Annotated in this window: 13 protein-coding genes; 4 read left to right on the top strand and 9 right to left on the bottom strand. The window is 73.0% G+C overall.

Annotated features, from left to right (window positions below):
* Positions 1–123: 123 nt before the first annotated feature.
* Positions 124–765, bottom strand: a complete 642-nt coding sequence (locus tag P3H78_RS31285; protein WP_276112569.1) for an HAD family acid phosphatase — start codon at positions 763–765, stop codon at positions 124–126.
* Positions 766–1,234: 469 nt separating this feature from the next.
* Between P3H78_RS31285 and P3H78_RS31280 the strand changes: the two genes are divergently transcribed.
* Positions 1,235–1,813, top strand: a complete 579-nt coding sequence (locus tag P3H78_RS31280; RefSeq protein WP_276112568.1) for a M23 family metallopeptidase — start codon at positions 1,235–1,237, stop codon at positions 1,811–1,813.
* 82 nt (positions 1,814–1,895) lie between these two features.
* Here the strand turns inward: P3H78_RS31280 and P3H78_RS31275 are convergent, their stop codons facing one another.
* Positions 1,896–2,492: a TetR/AcrR family transcriptional regulator gene (locus P3H78_RS31275; protein ID WP_276112567.1), complete on the bottom strand. Its 597-nt coding sequence runs from the start codon at positions 2,490–2,492 to the stop codon at positions 1,896–1,898.
* Positions 2,493–2,641: 149 nt separating this feature from the next.
* On the opposite strand from P3H78_RS31275, the gene P3H78_RS31270 reads away from it, so the two are divergent.
* Positions 2,642–4,243 (top strand): MDR family MFS transporter, encoded by a 1,602-nt coding sequence (locus P3H78_RS31270; RefSeq protein WP_438828075.1) that lies wholly within the window; start codon positions 2,642–2,644, stop codon positions 4,241–4,243.
* Between the two features lie 96 nt (positions 4,244–4,339).
* Here P3H78_RS31270 and cseC read toward each other — a convergent pair whose 3' ends face one another.
* The 5 genes from cseC to P3H78_RS31245 all read right to left on the bottom strand — a co-directional run bounded on the left by cseC (position 4,340) and on the right by P3H78_RS31245 (position 9,141).
* On the bottom strand, positions 4,340–5,695 hold the full coding sequence (cseC, locus tag P3H78_RS31265) for a two-component system sensor histidine kinase CseC (RefSeq protein ID WP_276112566.1): 1,356 nt from the start codon (positions 5,693–5,695) through the stop codon (positions 4,340–4,342).
* Positions 5,696–5,708: 13 nt separating this feature from the next.
* Positions 5,709–6,410 carry a two-component system response regulator CseB gene (gene cseB, locus P3H78_RS31260; RefSeq protein WP_276112565.1) on the bottom strand — a complete coding sequence of 234 codons (702 nt, stop codon included), beginning with the start codon at positions 6,408–6,410 and terminating at the stop codon, positions 5,709–5,711.
* A gap of 215 nt (positions 6,411–6,625) precedes the next feature.
* Positions 6,626–7,276, bottom strand: a complete 651-nt coding sequence (locus tag P3H78_RS31255; protein ID WP_276112564.1) for a hypothetical protein — start codon at positions 7,274–7,276, stop codon at positions 6,626–6,628.
* Positions 7,264–7,803 (bottom strand): SigE family RNA polymerase sigma factor, encoded by a 540-nt coding sequence (locus tag P3H78_RS31250; RefSeq protein WP_276112563.1) that lies wholly within the window; start codon positions 7,801–7,803, stop codon positions 7,264–7,266. The genes P3H78_RS31255 and P3H78_RS31250 overlap by 13 nt, the downstream gene beginning before the upstream one ends.
* Positions 7,804–8,160: 357 nt before the next feature.
* The gene (locus P3H78_RS31245; protein ID WP_276112562.1) at positions 8,161–9,141 is read right to left on the bottom strand and encodes an HhH-GPD family protein; all 981 of its coding nucleotides are present in this window, start codon (positions 9,139–9,141) and stop codon (positions 8,161–8,163) included.
* 227 nt (positions 9,142–9,368) lie between these two features.
* Between P3H78_RS31245 and P3H78_RS31240 the strand changes: the two genes are divergently transcribed.
* Complete coding sequence (locus P3H78_RS31240) at positions 9,369–10,184, top strand: hypothetical protein (RefSeq protein ID WP_276112561.1); 816 nt, start codon at positions 9,369–9,371, stop codon at positions 10,182–10,184.
* A 91-nt stretch (positions 10,185–10,275) separates the two neighbouring features.
* Here the strand turns inward: P3H78_RS31240 and disA are convergent, their stop codons facing one another.
* Together disA and radA are read right to left on the bottom strand one after the other, a co-directional pair.
* Entirely contained in the window at positions 10,276–11,400 is a 1,125-nt protein-coding gene (disA, locus tag P3H78_RS31235; protein ID WP_276112560.1) for a DNA integrity scanning diadenylate cyclase DisA, read from the bottom strand.
* An 80-nt stretch (positions 11,401–11,480) separates the two neighbouring features.
* Entirely contained in the window at positions 11,481–12,890 is a 1,410-nt protein-coding gene (gene radA / locus P3H78_RS31230) for a DNA repair protein RadA (RefSeq protein ID WP_276112559.1), read from the bottom strand.
* A 266-nt stretch (positions 12,891–13,156) separates the two neighbouring features.
* On the opposite strand from radA, the gene P3H78_RS31225 reads away from it, so the two are divergent.
* The gene (locus P3H78_RS31225; protein WP_276112558.1) at positions 13,157–14,857 is read left to right on the top strand and encodes a BACON domain-containing protein; all 1,701 of its coding nucleotides are present in this window, start codon (positions 13,157–13,159) and stop codon (positions 14,855–14,857) included.
* Positions 14,858–14,877: the final 20 nt, after the last annotated feature.

The raw sequence follows: 14,877 nt of genomic DNA, 5'->3' as shown, positions 1-14,877 counted from the left end.
ACCGAAGCGAACACATCGGCAACGAACTCCGATAACTCAACCCGGAGCCGTTCCACCTCCCCCAGCCTCATGCCAGGAAGATGCCCGCCACCAGGCGAGATCACCCAAGGTAACGAAGCACTACTAGGAGAGCTGGCCGTCGTAGTCCGGCAGCTTGAAGGTCCGCTCCGCGTGGCCGCCGGAGAGGTCGGTGGCGCTGTTGCCGATGTTCGCGATGATCGTGTAGCCCCGGGACTCGATGTCGGCGCGCTGGGCGGTCTTGTAGTCGGCGACGTTCTTGAACAGGTCAAGGAGGCCGCGGACGTAGAGACCGTCGACGTCGTAGCCGTCGTACTCCAGGTTGAACTTCGTCGGCGCCTTGATGATGCCGGGACGGGCCGTGACGAAGAACAGCGAGACGCCGTGCTCCTGGGCGTACCGGGCGACGTTCAGCACGGGCCTGTTCGCCGGCTGGGGGTAGCTGAAGCCGTAGTCGGTCTCCAGGGTCGTGTTGTCGATGTCGAACACGATCGCCTGCTTCTCGCCCGGCCTGCCGTCGGCCACGCGCCGCTCCAGGTACGGCAGGGCCTGGTCCATCACCGCCGTGCAGTCCTTCTGCCAGGTGGCGTAGTCGACCTTCCCGGCCGCGGCGGCCGCGCTGCCCGCCGGGGGCGCGGCCGGGAAGTCCGTCGCGGCCTGCGCGCCCACGGGGACGGCGAACGCCGGGACGGCGACCGTGGCGACGGTGGTCATGACGGTGCGGCGCGTCCAACTGCCTCTAGTCATGGGTGGGGGGTCCTCTCGCGTCCGTAACGCTACGGGTTTGTTGTGTGCATGTTCGTGCGCCGGGGTGGCGAGAGGGGAACCGAATGATTACTTGACGGTAACTCTCATGAGATGCAGACCACATGAAGCCCGTCACAGTGAAGGGGGCCGGAGGTGCTTGAAGCGGTGACAAGGCGCACAGGAGTCGGAGGCCCTACTAGGGCGAATAGTGTGCACCATGTCCGACATAACCGGACTTTCCGCCCGGAAGGATGCGGGGGTGCAGGGCGGTGTGCTGCGGCTTTCGCCCGATGTCCGGAATGGCGTGGATGTCAATAAGTGCGATGGATGTCGACTGACGTACTAGTTTCCGTCGTAGTCGGGGGTTTTGGGCGGCGTCGCGGCGCGGGGTTACCAAGGTGTGGCCCGCCCGGCGAGCGCCTTGTGCGTCACGGGTGGCATCCACGTCCCCGACACCCACGAGGTTTCGATGTTCCAGCGCGCCACGTCCCGTTCCGCCCGTGCGAAGCAGCTCCGTACCCGCGCCGCCGTCATGGCCGCCGGCCTGGGAGCCTCGGTCGCCCTCGGTGCGGGTGTCGCGTCCGCCGCCACCACCTCGGCCCCGGCCGCCGTCACCAAGGCCTCCGCCGCCACGTGGGTCGACCCGGTGAAGAAGTACACGCTCACCGCCAGCTTCGACCAGAACGGCAGCCACTGGATGCACAAGCACAGCGGCCAGGACTTCGCCGTGCCGATCGGCACCAACGTCATGGCCGCGCACGGCGGCACGGTCGTGAAGGCCGGCCCCAACGGCGCCGGTGACGGCCCCGCCTACGGCAACGCCATCGTCATCAAGCACGGCAACGGCACGTACTCCCAGTACGCCCACCTGTCGCGCATCGACGTGAGGATCGGCCAGGTCGTGGCCACCGGCCAGCACATAGCCCGGTCCGGCAACACCGGCAACACCACCGGCCCGCACCTGCACTTCGAGATCCGGAAGACCCCGAACTACGGCTCCGCCATCAACCCGGTCGTCTTCCTGCGCACCCACGGCGTGACCGTCTGACCGACGGCGCCACCGCCGCCCCGCCGGGGCGGCGACCGCAGCCCGCCGCCCCGCCTCGACCAGGCGGGGCGGCGGTGTCGTGTCATGCGGCCGGAGTGCCCCGGTCCGCCTGGGTCACCAGGTCGATCGCCACTTCGAGGACGGCCTTGCGCTTCTCCTCGGCGTCGCCCTCCACGTCCTGCATCACGAACATGCCGGCGTGCAGGGTGAACAGGGCGCTGATGCAGCGGACCTGGTCGGTCAGGCTCGCGTCGGGATCGATGATGATCTCGCGCAGGCCGCGCATCCGGTCCTTGAAGGTGTCCCCGATGCGCAGTTCCCGCACCGTCGCCTGGTTCTCCTGCATGAAGCGGAACAGCGGTGCGGCGCCGGTGAGCGCGTCGCTGTAGCGGCGGACGATCTCCTGCTTGGTCCGCAGGGTGTGCGGCTGCTGACGGCCCCACTCGATCAGGTCCTCGATCGGCTGCGTCAGGTCCTCGAAGACGCTGACGAGGATCTCTTCCTTCGTCTTGAAGTGGTAGTACAGCGCCGCCTTCGTCACGTCCAGGTGCTCGGCGATCTCGCGCAGGGATGTCTTCTCGTAGCCCTGCTCGGCGAAGAGTTCGAGGGCCACGTCCTGGATGCGCTGGCGGGTGTTTCCGCGGCGCTGCTGCTTGGTGCCGTCCATGGTGCCGCCCATCCTCGTACTCCGCTGCCCTGTACCCAAACTTACCGGCCGACAGGTCAGTTGTAACTTACTTGACGCCCGGCTAGTTAACGGTCTACCTTCTACACCGTAGTAGCTTGCCGGTCGGCAAGTAAGCAAGCGTACGTGGGGGAGTGGGGTCGATGGCGGACACACCGGTGGTGGAGATGATCGAGCAGGAGGCCGGGCGGACCGGCAAGCCTGCCAGGAGCGTGCGGGTCGTCCTGCTGGCGCTCATGATCGCGATGATGCTCGCGATGCTCGACAACATGATCGTGGGCACCGCGATGCCGACGATCGTCGGCGACCTCGGCGGCCTGCAGCACCTCTCGTGGGTGGTCACCGCCTACACCCTCGCGACCGCCGCGGCCACCCCGGTGTGGGGCAAGCTCGGCGACATGTACGGGCGCAAGGGTGCCTTCCTGGCCTCGATCGTGATCTTCCTCGTCGGCTCCGCGCTCAGCGGCATGGCGCAGAACATGGGCGAGCTGATCGGCTTCCGCGCCGTCCAGGGCCTCGGCGCCGGCGGTCTGATGGTCGGCGTGATGGCGATCATCGGCGACCTGATCCCGCCCCGGGAGCGCGGCAAGTACCAGGGCATGATGGCCGGCGTCATGGCGCTGGCGATGATCGGCGGACCTCTGGTCGGCGGCACCATCACCGACAACTGGGGCTGGCGCTGGGCCTTCTACATCAACCTGCCGCTCGGCGTGGTCGCGCTCATCGCGGTCAGCGCGGTGCTGCACCTGCCGCGGAAGCGCGCGAAGGCCCGCATCGACTACCTGGGCGTCGTCCTGCTGACCGTCGGCATCAGCTCCATCGTGCTGGTCACCACCTGGGGCGGCACGGAGTACGCCTGGACCTCCGCGCGGATCATGGAGCTGGTCGCGATCGGCACCGCCGCGCTCGTCGGCTTCCTGTTCTGGCAGACCCGGGCGGCCGAGCCGATCGTGCCGCTGCACATCTTCCGCAGCCGCAACTTCACCCTGATGTCCCTCATCGGCTTCGTCACCGGCTTCGTGATGTTCGGCGCGGTGCTCTTCCTGCCGCTGTACCAGCAGGCGGTGCAGGGCGCCTCGGCCACCAACTCCGGTCTGCTGCTCCTGCCGATGCTCGGCTCGATGCTGGTCGTCTCGATGATCGCGGGCCGGGTCACCACCTCCAGCGGCCGCTACAAGGTCTTCCCGGTGGTCGGCAGCGTCCTGATGGTCGCCGGCCTGTACCTGCTGTCCCTGATGGACACCGGGACCACCCGCCTCACCTCCGGCATCTACATGGCCGTCCTCGGCGCGGGCATGGGCTGCCTGATGCAGATCACCATGCTGGTCGCCCAGAACAGCGTGCAGATGAAGGACATGGGCGTCGCCTCGTCCACGACCACCCTCTGCCGGACGCTCGGCTCGTCCTTCGGCGTGGCCGTCATGGGCGCGCTGTTCAACAACCGGGTCCAGGACGTCATGGCCCAGCGGGCCGGCGCCCTGGGCTCCAAGGTCACCGAGCAGTCCGCGCAGCTGGACGCGGCCAGCCTGGCCAAGCTGCCGGCGGCGGCCCGTGAGGCCTACCAGCACGCGGTGTCGGCCGGCACCCACTCGGCGTTCCTGCTGGGCTCCGTGGTGGGCGTGCTCGCGCTGGTCACCGCGGTGTTCGTCAAGGAGGTCCCGCTGAAGGGCGCGGGCCCGGCCGCGCCGCGGACCGAGGAGCCCGCGGACGCCGCTCCCAGCGAGGGGCTGGCCGAAGCCGTCTGACCCGACCCGCCACCGAAGGCCCCCGGCGCCGTCCGCCCCGGGGGCCTTCGCCGTGCCGGAGCCCGCTCGCCCCCGCCGCCCGGCCGGCGGCCCGGGTCAGCTTCCCGAGGACGGGAGCATCGGGTAGCTGCCGGTGCTCGTGGGGGCGTGCTCCGGCAGCCACAGGACGGCGACCGCGCCCTCGGCCGGCAGGTGCTCCGGGGCACCCGGGGGGCGGATGTTGCGGAAGGTCAGCCGGGCGCCCAGGACGCGGGCCTGTCCGGCGGCGATCGTCAGCCCCAGGCCGTGCCCGTGCCCGGCGCGGTCCCGGCTGCCGGTGCGGAAGCGGCTGGGCCCCTCGGCGAGGAGGTCCTCGGGGAAGCCGGGGCCGTGGTCCCGCACCCGGATGACCCGGCCCTCCACGGTCACCTCGATCGGCGGCCTGCCGTGCCGGGCCGCGTTGGCGATCAGGTTGAACAGCACCCGCTCCAGGCGGCGCGGATCCGTCGTGACCTCCGACTCGTGCACCACCTGCACCCGGACGCCCGGGTCCTTGGCCGCGACCCGCCGGGTGACGAAGTCGCCCAGCATGATGTCCTGCAGTTCGGCCCGCTCCGAGGCGCCGTCCAGCCGGGCGACCTCCAGGACGTCCTCGACGAGCGTGCGCATGGCTTTCGCGCGGTCCAGGACGAGTTCCGTGGGCCGGCCCGGCGGCAGCAGCTCCGCCGCGGTCAGCAGACCGGTCACCGGGGTGCGCAGCTCGTGGGCGATGTCGGCCGTGACCCGGCGCTCCGCCTCCAGACGCTGCTGGAGCGCGTCCGCCATCGCGTCCACCGCCCGGGCGAGGTCGTCGGTCTCGTCCCGTACGACGCCGCCGATGGCGTCCCGCACCCGCACGTCCGGCTCGCCCTTGGCGACCTGGTTCGCCGCGGCCGCCGCCTTGCGCAGTCGGCGCGAGAGCTGACCCCCTATCAGCACGCCCAGCGCGCTGCCGCCGAGGACCACCGCGATGGAGCCGATCACCAGGGCCTGGTCGAGGTCCTTGATGATGTCCGTGCTGCGGTCGGTGAAGTGGGTGTGCAGGGACAGCACCCGCCCGTTCTTGACCGGGACGGCGGCCCAGATGTCCGGCAGCCCGTTGCCGTGGTCGGTCACGAAGGTCGCCCGCCGGCCCTGCTCGGCCTTCTGGCGCAGCACCGGGGGCAGCAGCGGGTCGCCGATCCTGACGCCGGGGAAGTTCAGCCGGCCGGAGTACTCGTAGGCGCGCTGGGCGATCTGGACCCGCTCGTCGGCCAGGTCGCGCGCGTTGTCCAGCATCGACACCCGCGCCGCGTTGTGCACGACCAGGCTGAGCGCGATCGCCACCAGCGCGCCCACCAGGGCGATGGCCGCGCTGAGTTTCCAGCGCAGGCCCGTGTGCAGACCCGTGCGCTCCAGGCGCTCCGGGACCAGTTGCCGCATCGTCCCCCGCATGACGCCGCCCCGCTCAGGCCTTCAACTTGTAGCCGAAGCCGCGGACCGTCTCGATCCGGTCCTGGCCGATCTTGGTCCGCAGCCGCTGCACATGGACGTCCACGACCCGGGTGTCGCCGCCCCAGCCGTAGTCCCACACGCGCTCCAGGAGCTTGTCCCGGGACAGGACGGTGCCGGGCGCCGAGGAGAACTCCAGCAGCAGCCGCATCTCCGTCGGCGTCAGTGCCACCGGCCGCCCGTCGCGGCGGACCTCCATGCCCTCGGTGTCGACCTCCAGCTCGCCGAAGGTCAGGACGCTGCCGTCGACCGCCGCGGCGCCGTCCTCCGCGTGGCCGGTGCCCGCGTGGCCGAAGCGGCGCAGCACCGCCCGGATCCGGGCGACCAGGACGGCCCCGTCGAACGGCTTGGTCACGTAGTCGTCGGCGCCGGCCTCCAGGCCGAGGACGACGTCGATGGAGTCCGCGCGCGCCGACAGCATGATCACCGGCACCGACGACTCGTCGCGGATGCGGCGGCACAGGCTCACCCCGTCGAGGCCGGGCACCATGACGTCCAGCAGGGCGATGTCCGGTCTGTTCGACCGGAACGCCTCCAGGCCCGACAGGCCGTCGGGCATGGCGGTGACCGCGAAACCGTCCCGCTCCAGGGCGAGCTGCGTGGCCTCACGGATGACGTCGTCGTCCTCGACGAACAGGACGTGGGTCTGCTCTGCCATCCCGGTGCTCTCAGTCCTCGTGTGCTCTTCGTGGTGCCGGCCTGCGCGCTGCGGCCGGCCGGTACGCTCCGCCCACTTCAGGGACGCCTCCGCGGCGCGGTGCGTTCATCCGCGGGTGCCCTCGCGGGCGAGTCGGTCCGCGGGAGCCGACCGGCCGGCTCCTGACGGATTCTTCCGCAGTCGTGCCCGCCGAACCCCCGAGGGGGGCCGCCCCGTCAGCTCCCGGGCTTCGCCGACGCGCCCCCGGTGGCGTTGCCGTACTCGTTGCGCGTGCTGTACCGCTCGGTGAAGTGGCTCCCGGTCCAGCTGTACGTGATCACGTCCTCGCCGGACGGGTTCGACACCGGGTCGCCCTTCTCGTAGACCTGTTTGGTGACGACCAGGTCGCCGCGGTCGATCTCGGCGTAGACCGGGGGCTCCTCGGCCTTGAAGACATTGTGGTACGCACCGCCCTGCTCGCGATACACGTAGGCACCCACGCCCACCGCGTCGCCGCAGGTCAGCACATTGACGACGAGGTCGTTGGAGGATCTGCCGGTGAGTTTGCCCCAGGAGACGTCCACCGGGTACTCGTCGGCCGCGCACGGCTTCAGGTCCCGCTTCACCGCGGGCGAGACCGCCGGGTCCTCCTTGATGAGCCGGACCGCGTCCACGTGGCCGGGCGCGCCGGTGGGGCCGGGGGAGGCCGACGTCGCGGGCGCCGCCACCGGGTCGGAGTGCGCCGGGCCCTCGTCACGGGCCCCTGTGCCGCCGGTGGCGCAGGCGGACACCAGAAGTCCGAGGGCGGCGAGCACGGCCAACGCCGTGATCACCGCCTGGATGCTGCCACGGGCCCTCTCGGGCCCTGCGCCGGTCAGGCCGCGCAACGCTCCTGCTCCTCACGCTCCAGCGCGCGTGCGTCCAGATCGCGGGCCTCCAGCTCCTCGCGGAGCCGGGCGAGCGCCCGGTGCAGCGTGCTCTTGACCGTACCGGCCGACATGCCGAGGGCAGCGGCCGTCTCCTCCGTGGACATCTGCTCCCAGTGTCGCAGCACCACGACGCTGCGCTGCTTGGGAGCCAGAACTTTCATGATGTCCATAAGAAGCGCGCGGTCGGCGTGCTGCTCGGTGGAGTCCTCGACGGAGGCGTCCGGGAGCTGCTCGGTGGGGACCTCCTCGAGCTTCCGCGCGCGCCACCACTCGGTCCGCGTGTTGATCATGACGCGGCGGAGGTAGGCGTCCGCGAGCCGCTTGTCGGCGATGCCGTCCCAGCGGCCGTACGTCCGTACGAGTGCCGTCTGGAGCAGATCCTGCGCGTCCACCGGGTCCGGCACCAGGCGGCGTGCGCTGCGCAGCAGCGCGTCCTGCCGGGTGCGGACGTACTCCTCGAACTCGAGCACCTCGCCCTGCGCCATGTCCAACCGCCTCCGATTCCCCGTTTCCGACGTGTGTGCCGTCGGTTTTCACGCCTGCGATGCGGACGGGCTGTGGTCGGCAGCCGCCCGGTGCCTGTCGGGCACGCAATCGAAGCTACGGAGGGGTTGTCACGGCGTTGTCCAAGGGAGCCTGCGGCTAGCCCTCGGCTGTGCGTCGGTTGTGTAACGGACGGCGGATCGGAGGGGGATATGCGGTAGATTTGTCCCTTTTGGGATTGTTTATCGGACCGCGAGGGGCGCGGGCGTGCGACACGGACGCCCGGTGCGCCCCCCGGTCTGCGACCAGGCTGTGCAACGGCTGCGCCGCGGCCGGCGGCCGCGGGCGCAGGTCCGGCGTCAGGTCAGCGGCAGCCGGTACAGCCCGCCCGGCATCGGCTCGACCAGTCCGTCGGAGACGAGCCCGTCGAGCGCGCGGGACCGCTGCACGGGCTCGTGCCACACCCGGTCGAGGGCCCCCTGCGGCACCGGCGCGTGCGCCTCCCGCAGGACGGCGAGCAGCTTGCCGCGGACCTGCCGGTCGGTGCCGGCGTAGGTCTGGCCCCGGCGCGGCGGGCCCTCGTGCTCCGGCTTGCCCGCGAGCCGCCAGGCGCACTGCGCGGCGATCGGGCAGCGGTGGCAGGACTCGTTCTTCGCCGTGCACACCAGCGCGCCGAGTTCCATCGACGCCGCGGCCCAGCGTGCCGCGGTCCCCTCGTCCTCGGGCAGCAGGGCCCGGGCGAGGCGGCGCTCGGCCGCGGTGGTCGCGTTGGGCGGGTACTGGGTGCCGGTGACCGCGCGGGCGAGGACGCGGCGGACGTTGGTGTCGAGGACCGCGTGCCGCTGGCCGTAGGCGAAGGAGGCGACCGCCGCGGCGGTGTACTCGCCGATGCCCGGCAGGGCGAGCAGCTGGGCGTGGTCGGTCGGGACGTCGCCGCCGTGCCGTTCGGTTATGGCGACGGCGGCGCCGTGCAGGCGCAGCGCGCGGCGCGGGTAGCCGAGCCGGCCCCAGGCGCGGACGGCCTCACCCGGTGCCTCCTTGGCGAGGTCGGCCGGGCGGGGCCAGCGGGCGAGCCACTGCTCGTAGACGGGCAGGACGCGGCTCACCGGGGTCTGCTGCAGCATGAACTCGCTGACCATGACGCCCCAGGCGCCGGCGTCGGGGCGCCGCCAGGGAAGGTCGCGGGCGTGCTCGTCGAACCAGGCGATGACCTGGGGGTGCAGGCTCTCGCCGGGGGCGGAGCCGTGCTGGTCGGTGTCGGTCCCGGTCCCCGGGTGGGCCTCGGTCGCGGGGTCCGGGGTGGCGGGGCTGCTGTGTGGGGGCAGTGTGGGCGCAGTCATGACGGTTCCGATCCTGCCACGTGGGCGGTACCGGTCGTGTGATGTCGGGCGGGGCGGTGTGTGGTGGGTCGGGACGGCGGGGCCGTGTCGGTCCGGCGGGGATCGTGTGCGTGAACTGCAAGAGCCTTCGCCGGGGCGGCCGTTGCCGAAATGATGATCCGGAAAAGTTGTGGTCGGCGCGGCGGGTGGCGCCTGGGAACGTGTCGATCTCTCGTACAGTTTGCGCCGTGGGATCTCTGCGCAATCCGGTCGGGCCGCTTCCCTCCTCCATCTACTGGCGACGGAGGGTTGTCATGCTGTCCGTGCTCGCCCTGCTGGCGCTGCTGATCGCCTGGATGGTGCTGTCCGGCGGCGGGGGCGGCAGGAACGAGGGCGGCGGGTCCAACGGCAAGAACCCCGCTCCCTCGACCATCACGCCCGGCCCCACCGGCTCCGGTCCCGCGATCAGCCAACACCCGGGCGGGCGGGACGAGTCGGGTGGCTCGGACGCCGGGTCGGGCGGTACCGGCTCCGGGGGCGGCAGCGGCGCGGGGGGCTCCGGCGGCAGCGGGGCGGGATCCGGCGGCTCTGCCGGGGGCTCGGACGTCGGCGCCGCGGGCAGCGGCGGCGCGGGCGACATCCTGCCCGCCGACACCACGCTGCCCAACTGCACCTCCAGATCCGTCAAGTTGACGCTGCGCAGCGTCCACAACTCCTACGGTCCCGGCGCGAAGCCCACGTTCGAACTGACCGCCGAGAACTCCGCCGGCGGCGACTGCAAGGTCGACCTCGGCCCGAAGTCCGCGGTGGTGACCATCAGCCGCTCCGACGCGGGCGGCGACTACTGGTCTTCGGCCGACTGCCCCAAGCCGGACGGGAGCCTCCTCTACCGCGTCCCCGCGGGCAGCGGCATCGCCGACAAGGTGGTGTGGGACCGCAGGCCGAGCGCGCCGCACTGCGCGACACCGCCCGCCGGATCGGCCGGTCCCGGGACGTACCTGGTCGAGGCCCAGATCCCCGGCTTCCCGAAGCTCCAGACGTCGTTCGTGCTGTCGGCGGACTGACGAGCCGCACCCCGCCGCCCGAAGCGGCCGGCCGCGCCGTCCGGAGGACCGTGCGGGCGCGCACCGGCCCTCCGGGCGGGTGCGCGCCGCGTCACACGTAGCGTTCGAGGATCGACGACTCCGCCAGCCGCGACAGGCCCTCGCGGACGCTGCGGGCCCGGGCCTCGCCGACGCCGTCCACGGTCTGGAGGTCGTCGACGCTGGCGGCCAGCAGCTTCTGGAGGCCGCCGAAGTGCTCCACCAGGCGGTCGATGATGGCGCCGGGCAGCCGCGGCACCTTCGCCAGCAGGCGGAAGCCGCGCGGGGACACCGCCGAGTCGAGGGTCTCGGGGGAGCCCGTGTACCCCAGGGCGCGGGCCACCGTGGACAGCTCCAGCAGCTCGGCGTGGCTCAGGGCGTCGAGCTCCGCCAGTGCCTCCCCGACGGTGCGGTGGCGCTTGGCGGTGGGCTCGGGCACGTAGTCCCGGACGACCAGCTCGCGCTCCGGCTCCACGCCCGCGATCAGCTCGTCCAGCTGGAGCGCCAGAAGGCGGCCGTCGGTGCCCAGCTCCACCACGTACTCGGCGATCTCCGTGGCGATGCGGCGCACCATCTCCAGGCGCTGTGCGACCGCGGAGACGTCCCGGACCGTCACCAGGTCCTCGATCTCCAGCGCGGACAGCGTGCCCGCCACCTCGTCCAGGCGGAGCTTGTACCGCTCCAGCGTGGCCAGGGCCTGGTTGGCGCGGGAGAGGATCGCGGCGGAGTCCTCCAGGACGCGGCGCTGGCCGTCGACGTACAGGGCGACGAGCCGCATGGACTGGGAGACCGAGACCACCGGGAAGCCGACCTGCTTGCTCACCCGGTCCGCCGTGCGGTGCCGGGTGCCCGTCTCCTCGGTGGGGATCGTGGGGTCCGGGACCAGCTGGACGCCCGCCCGCAGGATCTTCGACAGGTCCGCGGACAGCACCAGGGCGCCGTCCAGCTTGCACAGCTCCCGCAGCCGGGTCGCGGTGAACTCCACGTCCAGGACGAACCCGCCGGTGCACATCGTCTCGACGGTCTTGTCGGAGCCGAGCACGATGAGCCCGCCCGTGTTGCCGCGGAGGATCCGCTCGAGACCGTCGCGCAGGGCCGTGCCGGGCGCCACGGCGCTCAGGGAAGCGCGCATCAGGCCCTCGGTGCCGGAACTCCCGCCGGACTTTCCGGGAGCTGCCGCCCGGTCGTTGGCTGCCACTGCACTCCTCCGGTCGCAGGTTCTGGGGCGCCCCGTTGCGCACACTGGGTTCGCACGGACGGGCGAGACCAGGGCAAAGTCTACCGGCGGTCCTCCTGCTCCTGTGGGGCCTCTCGGCGACGGGAGCGGGGCAGGACCCGCAGAGCGTCCCCCATGTCGGCGACTTCCAGGACCTTCATGCCCGGGGGCGTCCGGCCCGGATCCGCCGGGACGAGGGCGTGGGTGAAGCCCAGACGGTGGGCCTCGGCGAGCCGGCGCTGGACGCCCGTGACCCGTCTCACCTCGCCGGCGAGCCCGACCTCGCCGATGGCGACCAGGTTCTTCGGCAGCGGAGTGTCGCTGGCGGCCGACGCCAGGGCGAGCGCGACCGCCAGGTCGGCGGCCGGCTCGGAGAGCTTCACGCCGCCGACCGTCGCGGAGTAGATGTCCCGCTTGCCCAGGGCGCTGATCCGGCCGCGCTGCTCCAGGACGGCCAGCATCATCGAGACCCGGGAGGTCTCCAGGCCGGACGTGGTGCGGCGCGGGGAGGGGATCTGGGAGTCGACGGTGAGCGCCTGGACCTCGGCGACCAGCGGCCGGCGGCCCTCCAGGGTGACGGTCAGGCAGGTGCCCGGGACCGGCTCGTCCCGGCGGGTCAGGAACAGCCCGGAGGGGTCGGCGAGGCCGGTGATGCCCTCGTCGTGCAGCTCGAAGCAGCCGACCTCGTCGGTCGCGCCGTACCGGTTCTTGACGCCGCGGACCAGGCGCAGGCGCGCGTGCCGGTCGCCCTCGAAGTGCAGGACGACGTCGACCAGGTGCTCCAGGAGGCGGGGGCCGGCGATCGCGCCGTCCTTGGTGACGTGGCCCACCAGCAGGGTGGACATGCCCCGCTCCTTGGAGGCCCGGATGAGGGCGCCGGCGACCTCACGGACCTGGGCCATGCCGCCGGGCGCGCCGTCGATCTCCGGGGAGGCCACGGTCTGCACCGAGTCGAGGATCAGCAGCGAGGGCTTCACCGCGTCCAAGTGCCCGAGGACGGCGGCCAGATCGGTCTCGGCGGCGAGGTAGAGGTCGTCGTCGAGGGCGCCGATGCGGTCGGCGCGCAGGCGGACCTGGCTCGCCGACTCCTCGCCGGTGACGTAGAGCGTGCGGTGGTCCCCGCTCGCCGCCTTGGCCGCCACGTCCAGCAGCAGTGTGGACTTGCCGACGCCGGGCTCGCCCGCGAGCAGGACCACCGCTCCGGGGACGAGCCCGCCGCCGAGGACGCGGTCGAGCTCCGGCACGCCGGTGGAGCGGGCGGTGGCCCGGCGGCCGTCGACCTGGCCGATGGGCAGGGCGGAGGAGGTGACCCGGCCCGGTGCCGTGGTGCGGACCGCGGGCGTGCCGTGCTCCTCGATCGTGCCCCAGGCCTGGCACTCGGGGCAGCGGCCGAGCCATTTGGCCGTCTGCCAGCCGCATTCGGTGCAGCGGTAGGACGGGCGGTCCTTGGTGGTCCTGGTACGGGCAGCCATGGGGAAACCGTAGCCGCCGCCACCGACAGCCCCGCCCGCGGCCGGGGGCGGGCCCCCCGGCCCCGGGGGCGGCCGGACCGGCGTCCGGGAGCACGGGCCGCAGCGGGCGGTGCCCCCGTGCGGCCGCCGCTGCGGCCGGTGCACTCCTACGGGTCACGGAACGGAACCTTCCTGTCCCCTTATGAGGGATCGTTTCACCCGTACGGATTAAAAGTGCTCAAGGGAGAAGAAGGGGCATTCTCCCGGCGCCTACGGTCGCACGGGTGATGAGCAGCAGCCCGGAGACCACGACCCGCACGACCGGCGCACACCGGGCGCACCGGGAAGCGCGCGACCGCGCCGCCGGGCGCACGCTGGCGCAGCGGCCGCCCGCGCGCTACGAGCCGTACCTGGACGGCCTGTTCACCTACTGCCTGTCCGTGCTGTGCGACCACGAGGCGGCCACCGCCGCCCTCGGGGACGTGCTCGCCCTCGCCGAGCGGCGCGGTCAGCGCGGCCCGGAGACCCCCGGTGATCGCCGGGCGTGGCTCTACGCACTGGCCCGGTGGGCATGCCTGCGCAAGCTCGCCGAGGCCAAGCAGAAACGTCAGAGCACCCATGCCGCCGGGCGCCCCGGGGACGGCCGCGCAGCCCCGGGCGTGACCCCGGCCGCCGGTGAGGAGGAGCGGGAGCGGCGGCGGGACGAGCTCGCCCGGCTCGCCTGGCCGGAGGCGGCCGGCACCAGTCCCGAGCAGCGCGAGGCGCTCGAACTCGCCGTGCGCCACCACCTCGCCGCCCACGAGGTCGCCGCCGTGCTCGGCATGTCCGCGGCCGCCGCCCGCGAGCTGCTCGCCTCCGCCGCCTGCGAGGTGGAGCGCACCCGCGCGGCCCTCGCGGTCGTCGAGACCGGCGGCTGCCCCGGCGTCGCCCGGCTCACCGGAGACCGGCAGCTGGTGCTCAGCGCGGCCCTGCGGCGCGAACTCGTCCGGCACGTCGACGACTGCCCGCACTGCCGCCGCACCGCCGGGCGCGCGGTCCCCGGCCGCTGGCCGGGCGCCTCGGTCACCCCCGCCGAGCTGCCCGTCCTGCCGGCGCCCCGCGCGGCGCTGCACGTCGCGATGGCGATGGCGCACCACCCGCGCGCGCGAGGCGGCGCGCCCCGCTTCGACCGGCGCGGCTTCCCGATGGACCCCAAGGACCACGCGGCCCGCCGGGACCGGCTCCGCGCGCGGGCCGTGACCACGACCGTCGTCGCCACCGTCGTCGCGGCCCCCGTGCTCGCCCTGTGGGCCGCCCACCGGGGCACCCCCACCGGCGAGGGCGGCACCGGCCCGTCCGCCACCGCCCACGAGGCGCACGACCCGGACAACCTCGGCGGCACGGCCGCGGGCGGCTACCAGAACGCCGGCGACCGGCGCACCCACCCCGACTCCTCCGGCCGCGACCGGCGCTCCGACGTCTCGGTGGAGGTCGTCGGCGTCGCCGGGGCCGGGCACGCGGACGGCCGCCTGACCGTGACCGCCGGCCACCACGGCGACACCACGCGCATCACCCTGGCCGCGGCAGGCGCCGAACCGGTTCGCTGGTCCGCGGCCACGAGCGCGTCCTGGCTGTACCTGAGCCGCTCCTCCGGCACCCTCCGGCCCGGCGAGACACTGACGGTCCAGGTGTACGTCGACCACCTGCGCGAGCCGTCCGGCAGCTGGAGCGCCCGGGTCGCGATCGCCCCGGCGGGCGCCGTCGTCTCCATCGAGGGCCACGGTGCCGCGCCCCGGCCCTCCGGCCCCGGCCCGGTCCGTTCCGGCGACCCCACGCCCACGACCCGGCCGCGCCCGACGCCCACGCCCTCGGGCACCACCGGCCCCGGCCCGACCACGACACCGTCGCCCGACCCGTCGCCGACCCCGACCGGCCCGTCGCCGTCCGGCTCCGGCAGCCCGGCCCCGTCACCCGGCGGCAGCGGTGAGCCCAGTCCGTCGGACGGCTGAGGGGTGTCCCGTGATCTCCG

Source organism: Streptomyces tropicalis (assembly GCF_029269835.1).
GTDB classification, from domain to species: domain Bacteria; phylum Actinomycetota; class Actinomycetes; order Streptomycetales; family Streptomycetaceae; genus Streptomyces; species Streptomyces tropicalis.
The sequence above is the reverse complement of the archived record's forward strand: the minus strand, read 5'-3'. Positions and strand labels throughout refer to the sequence as shown.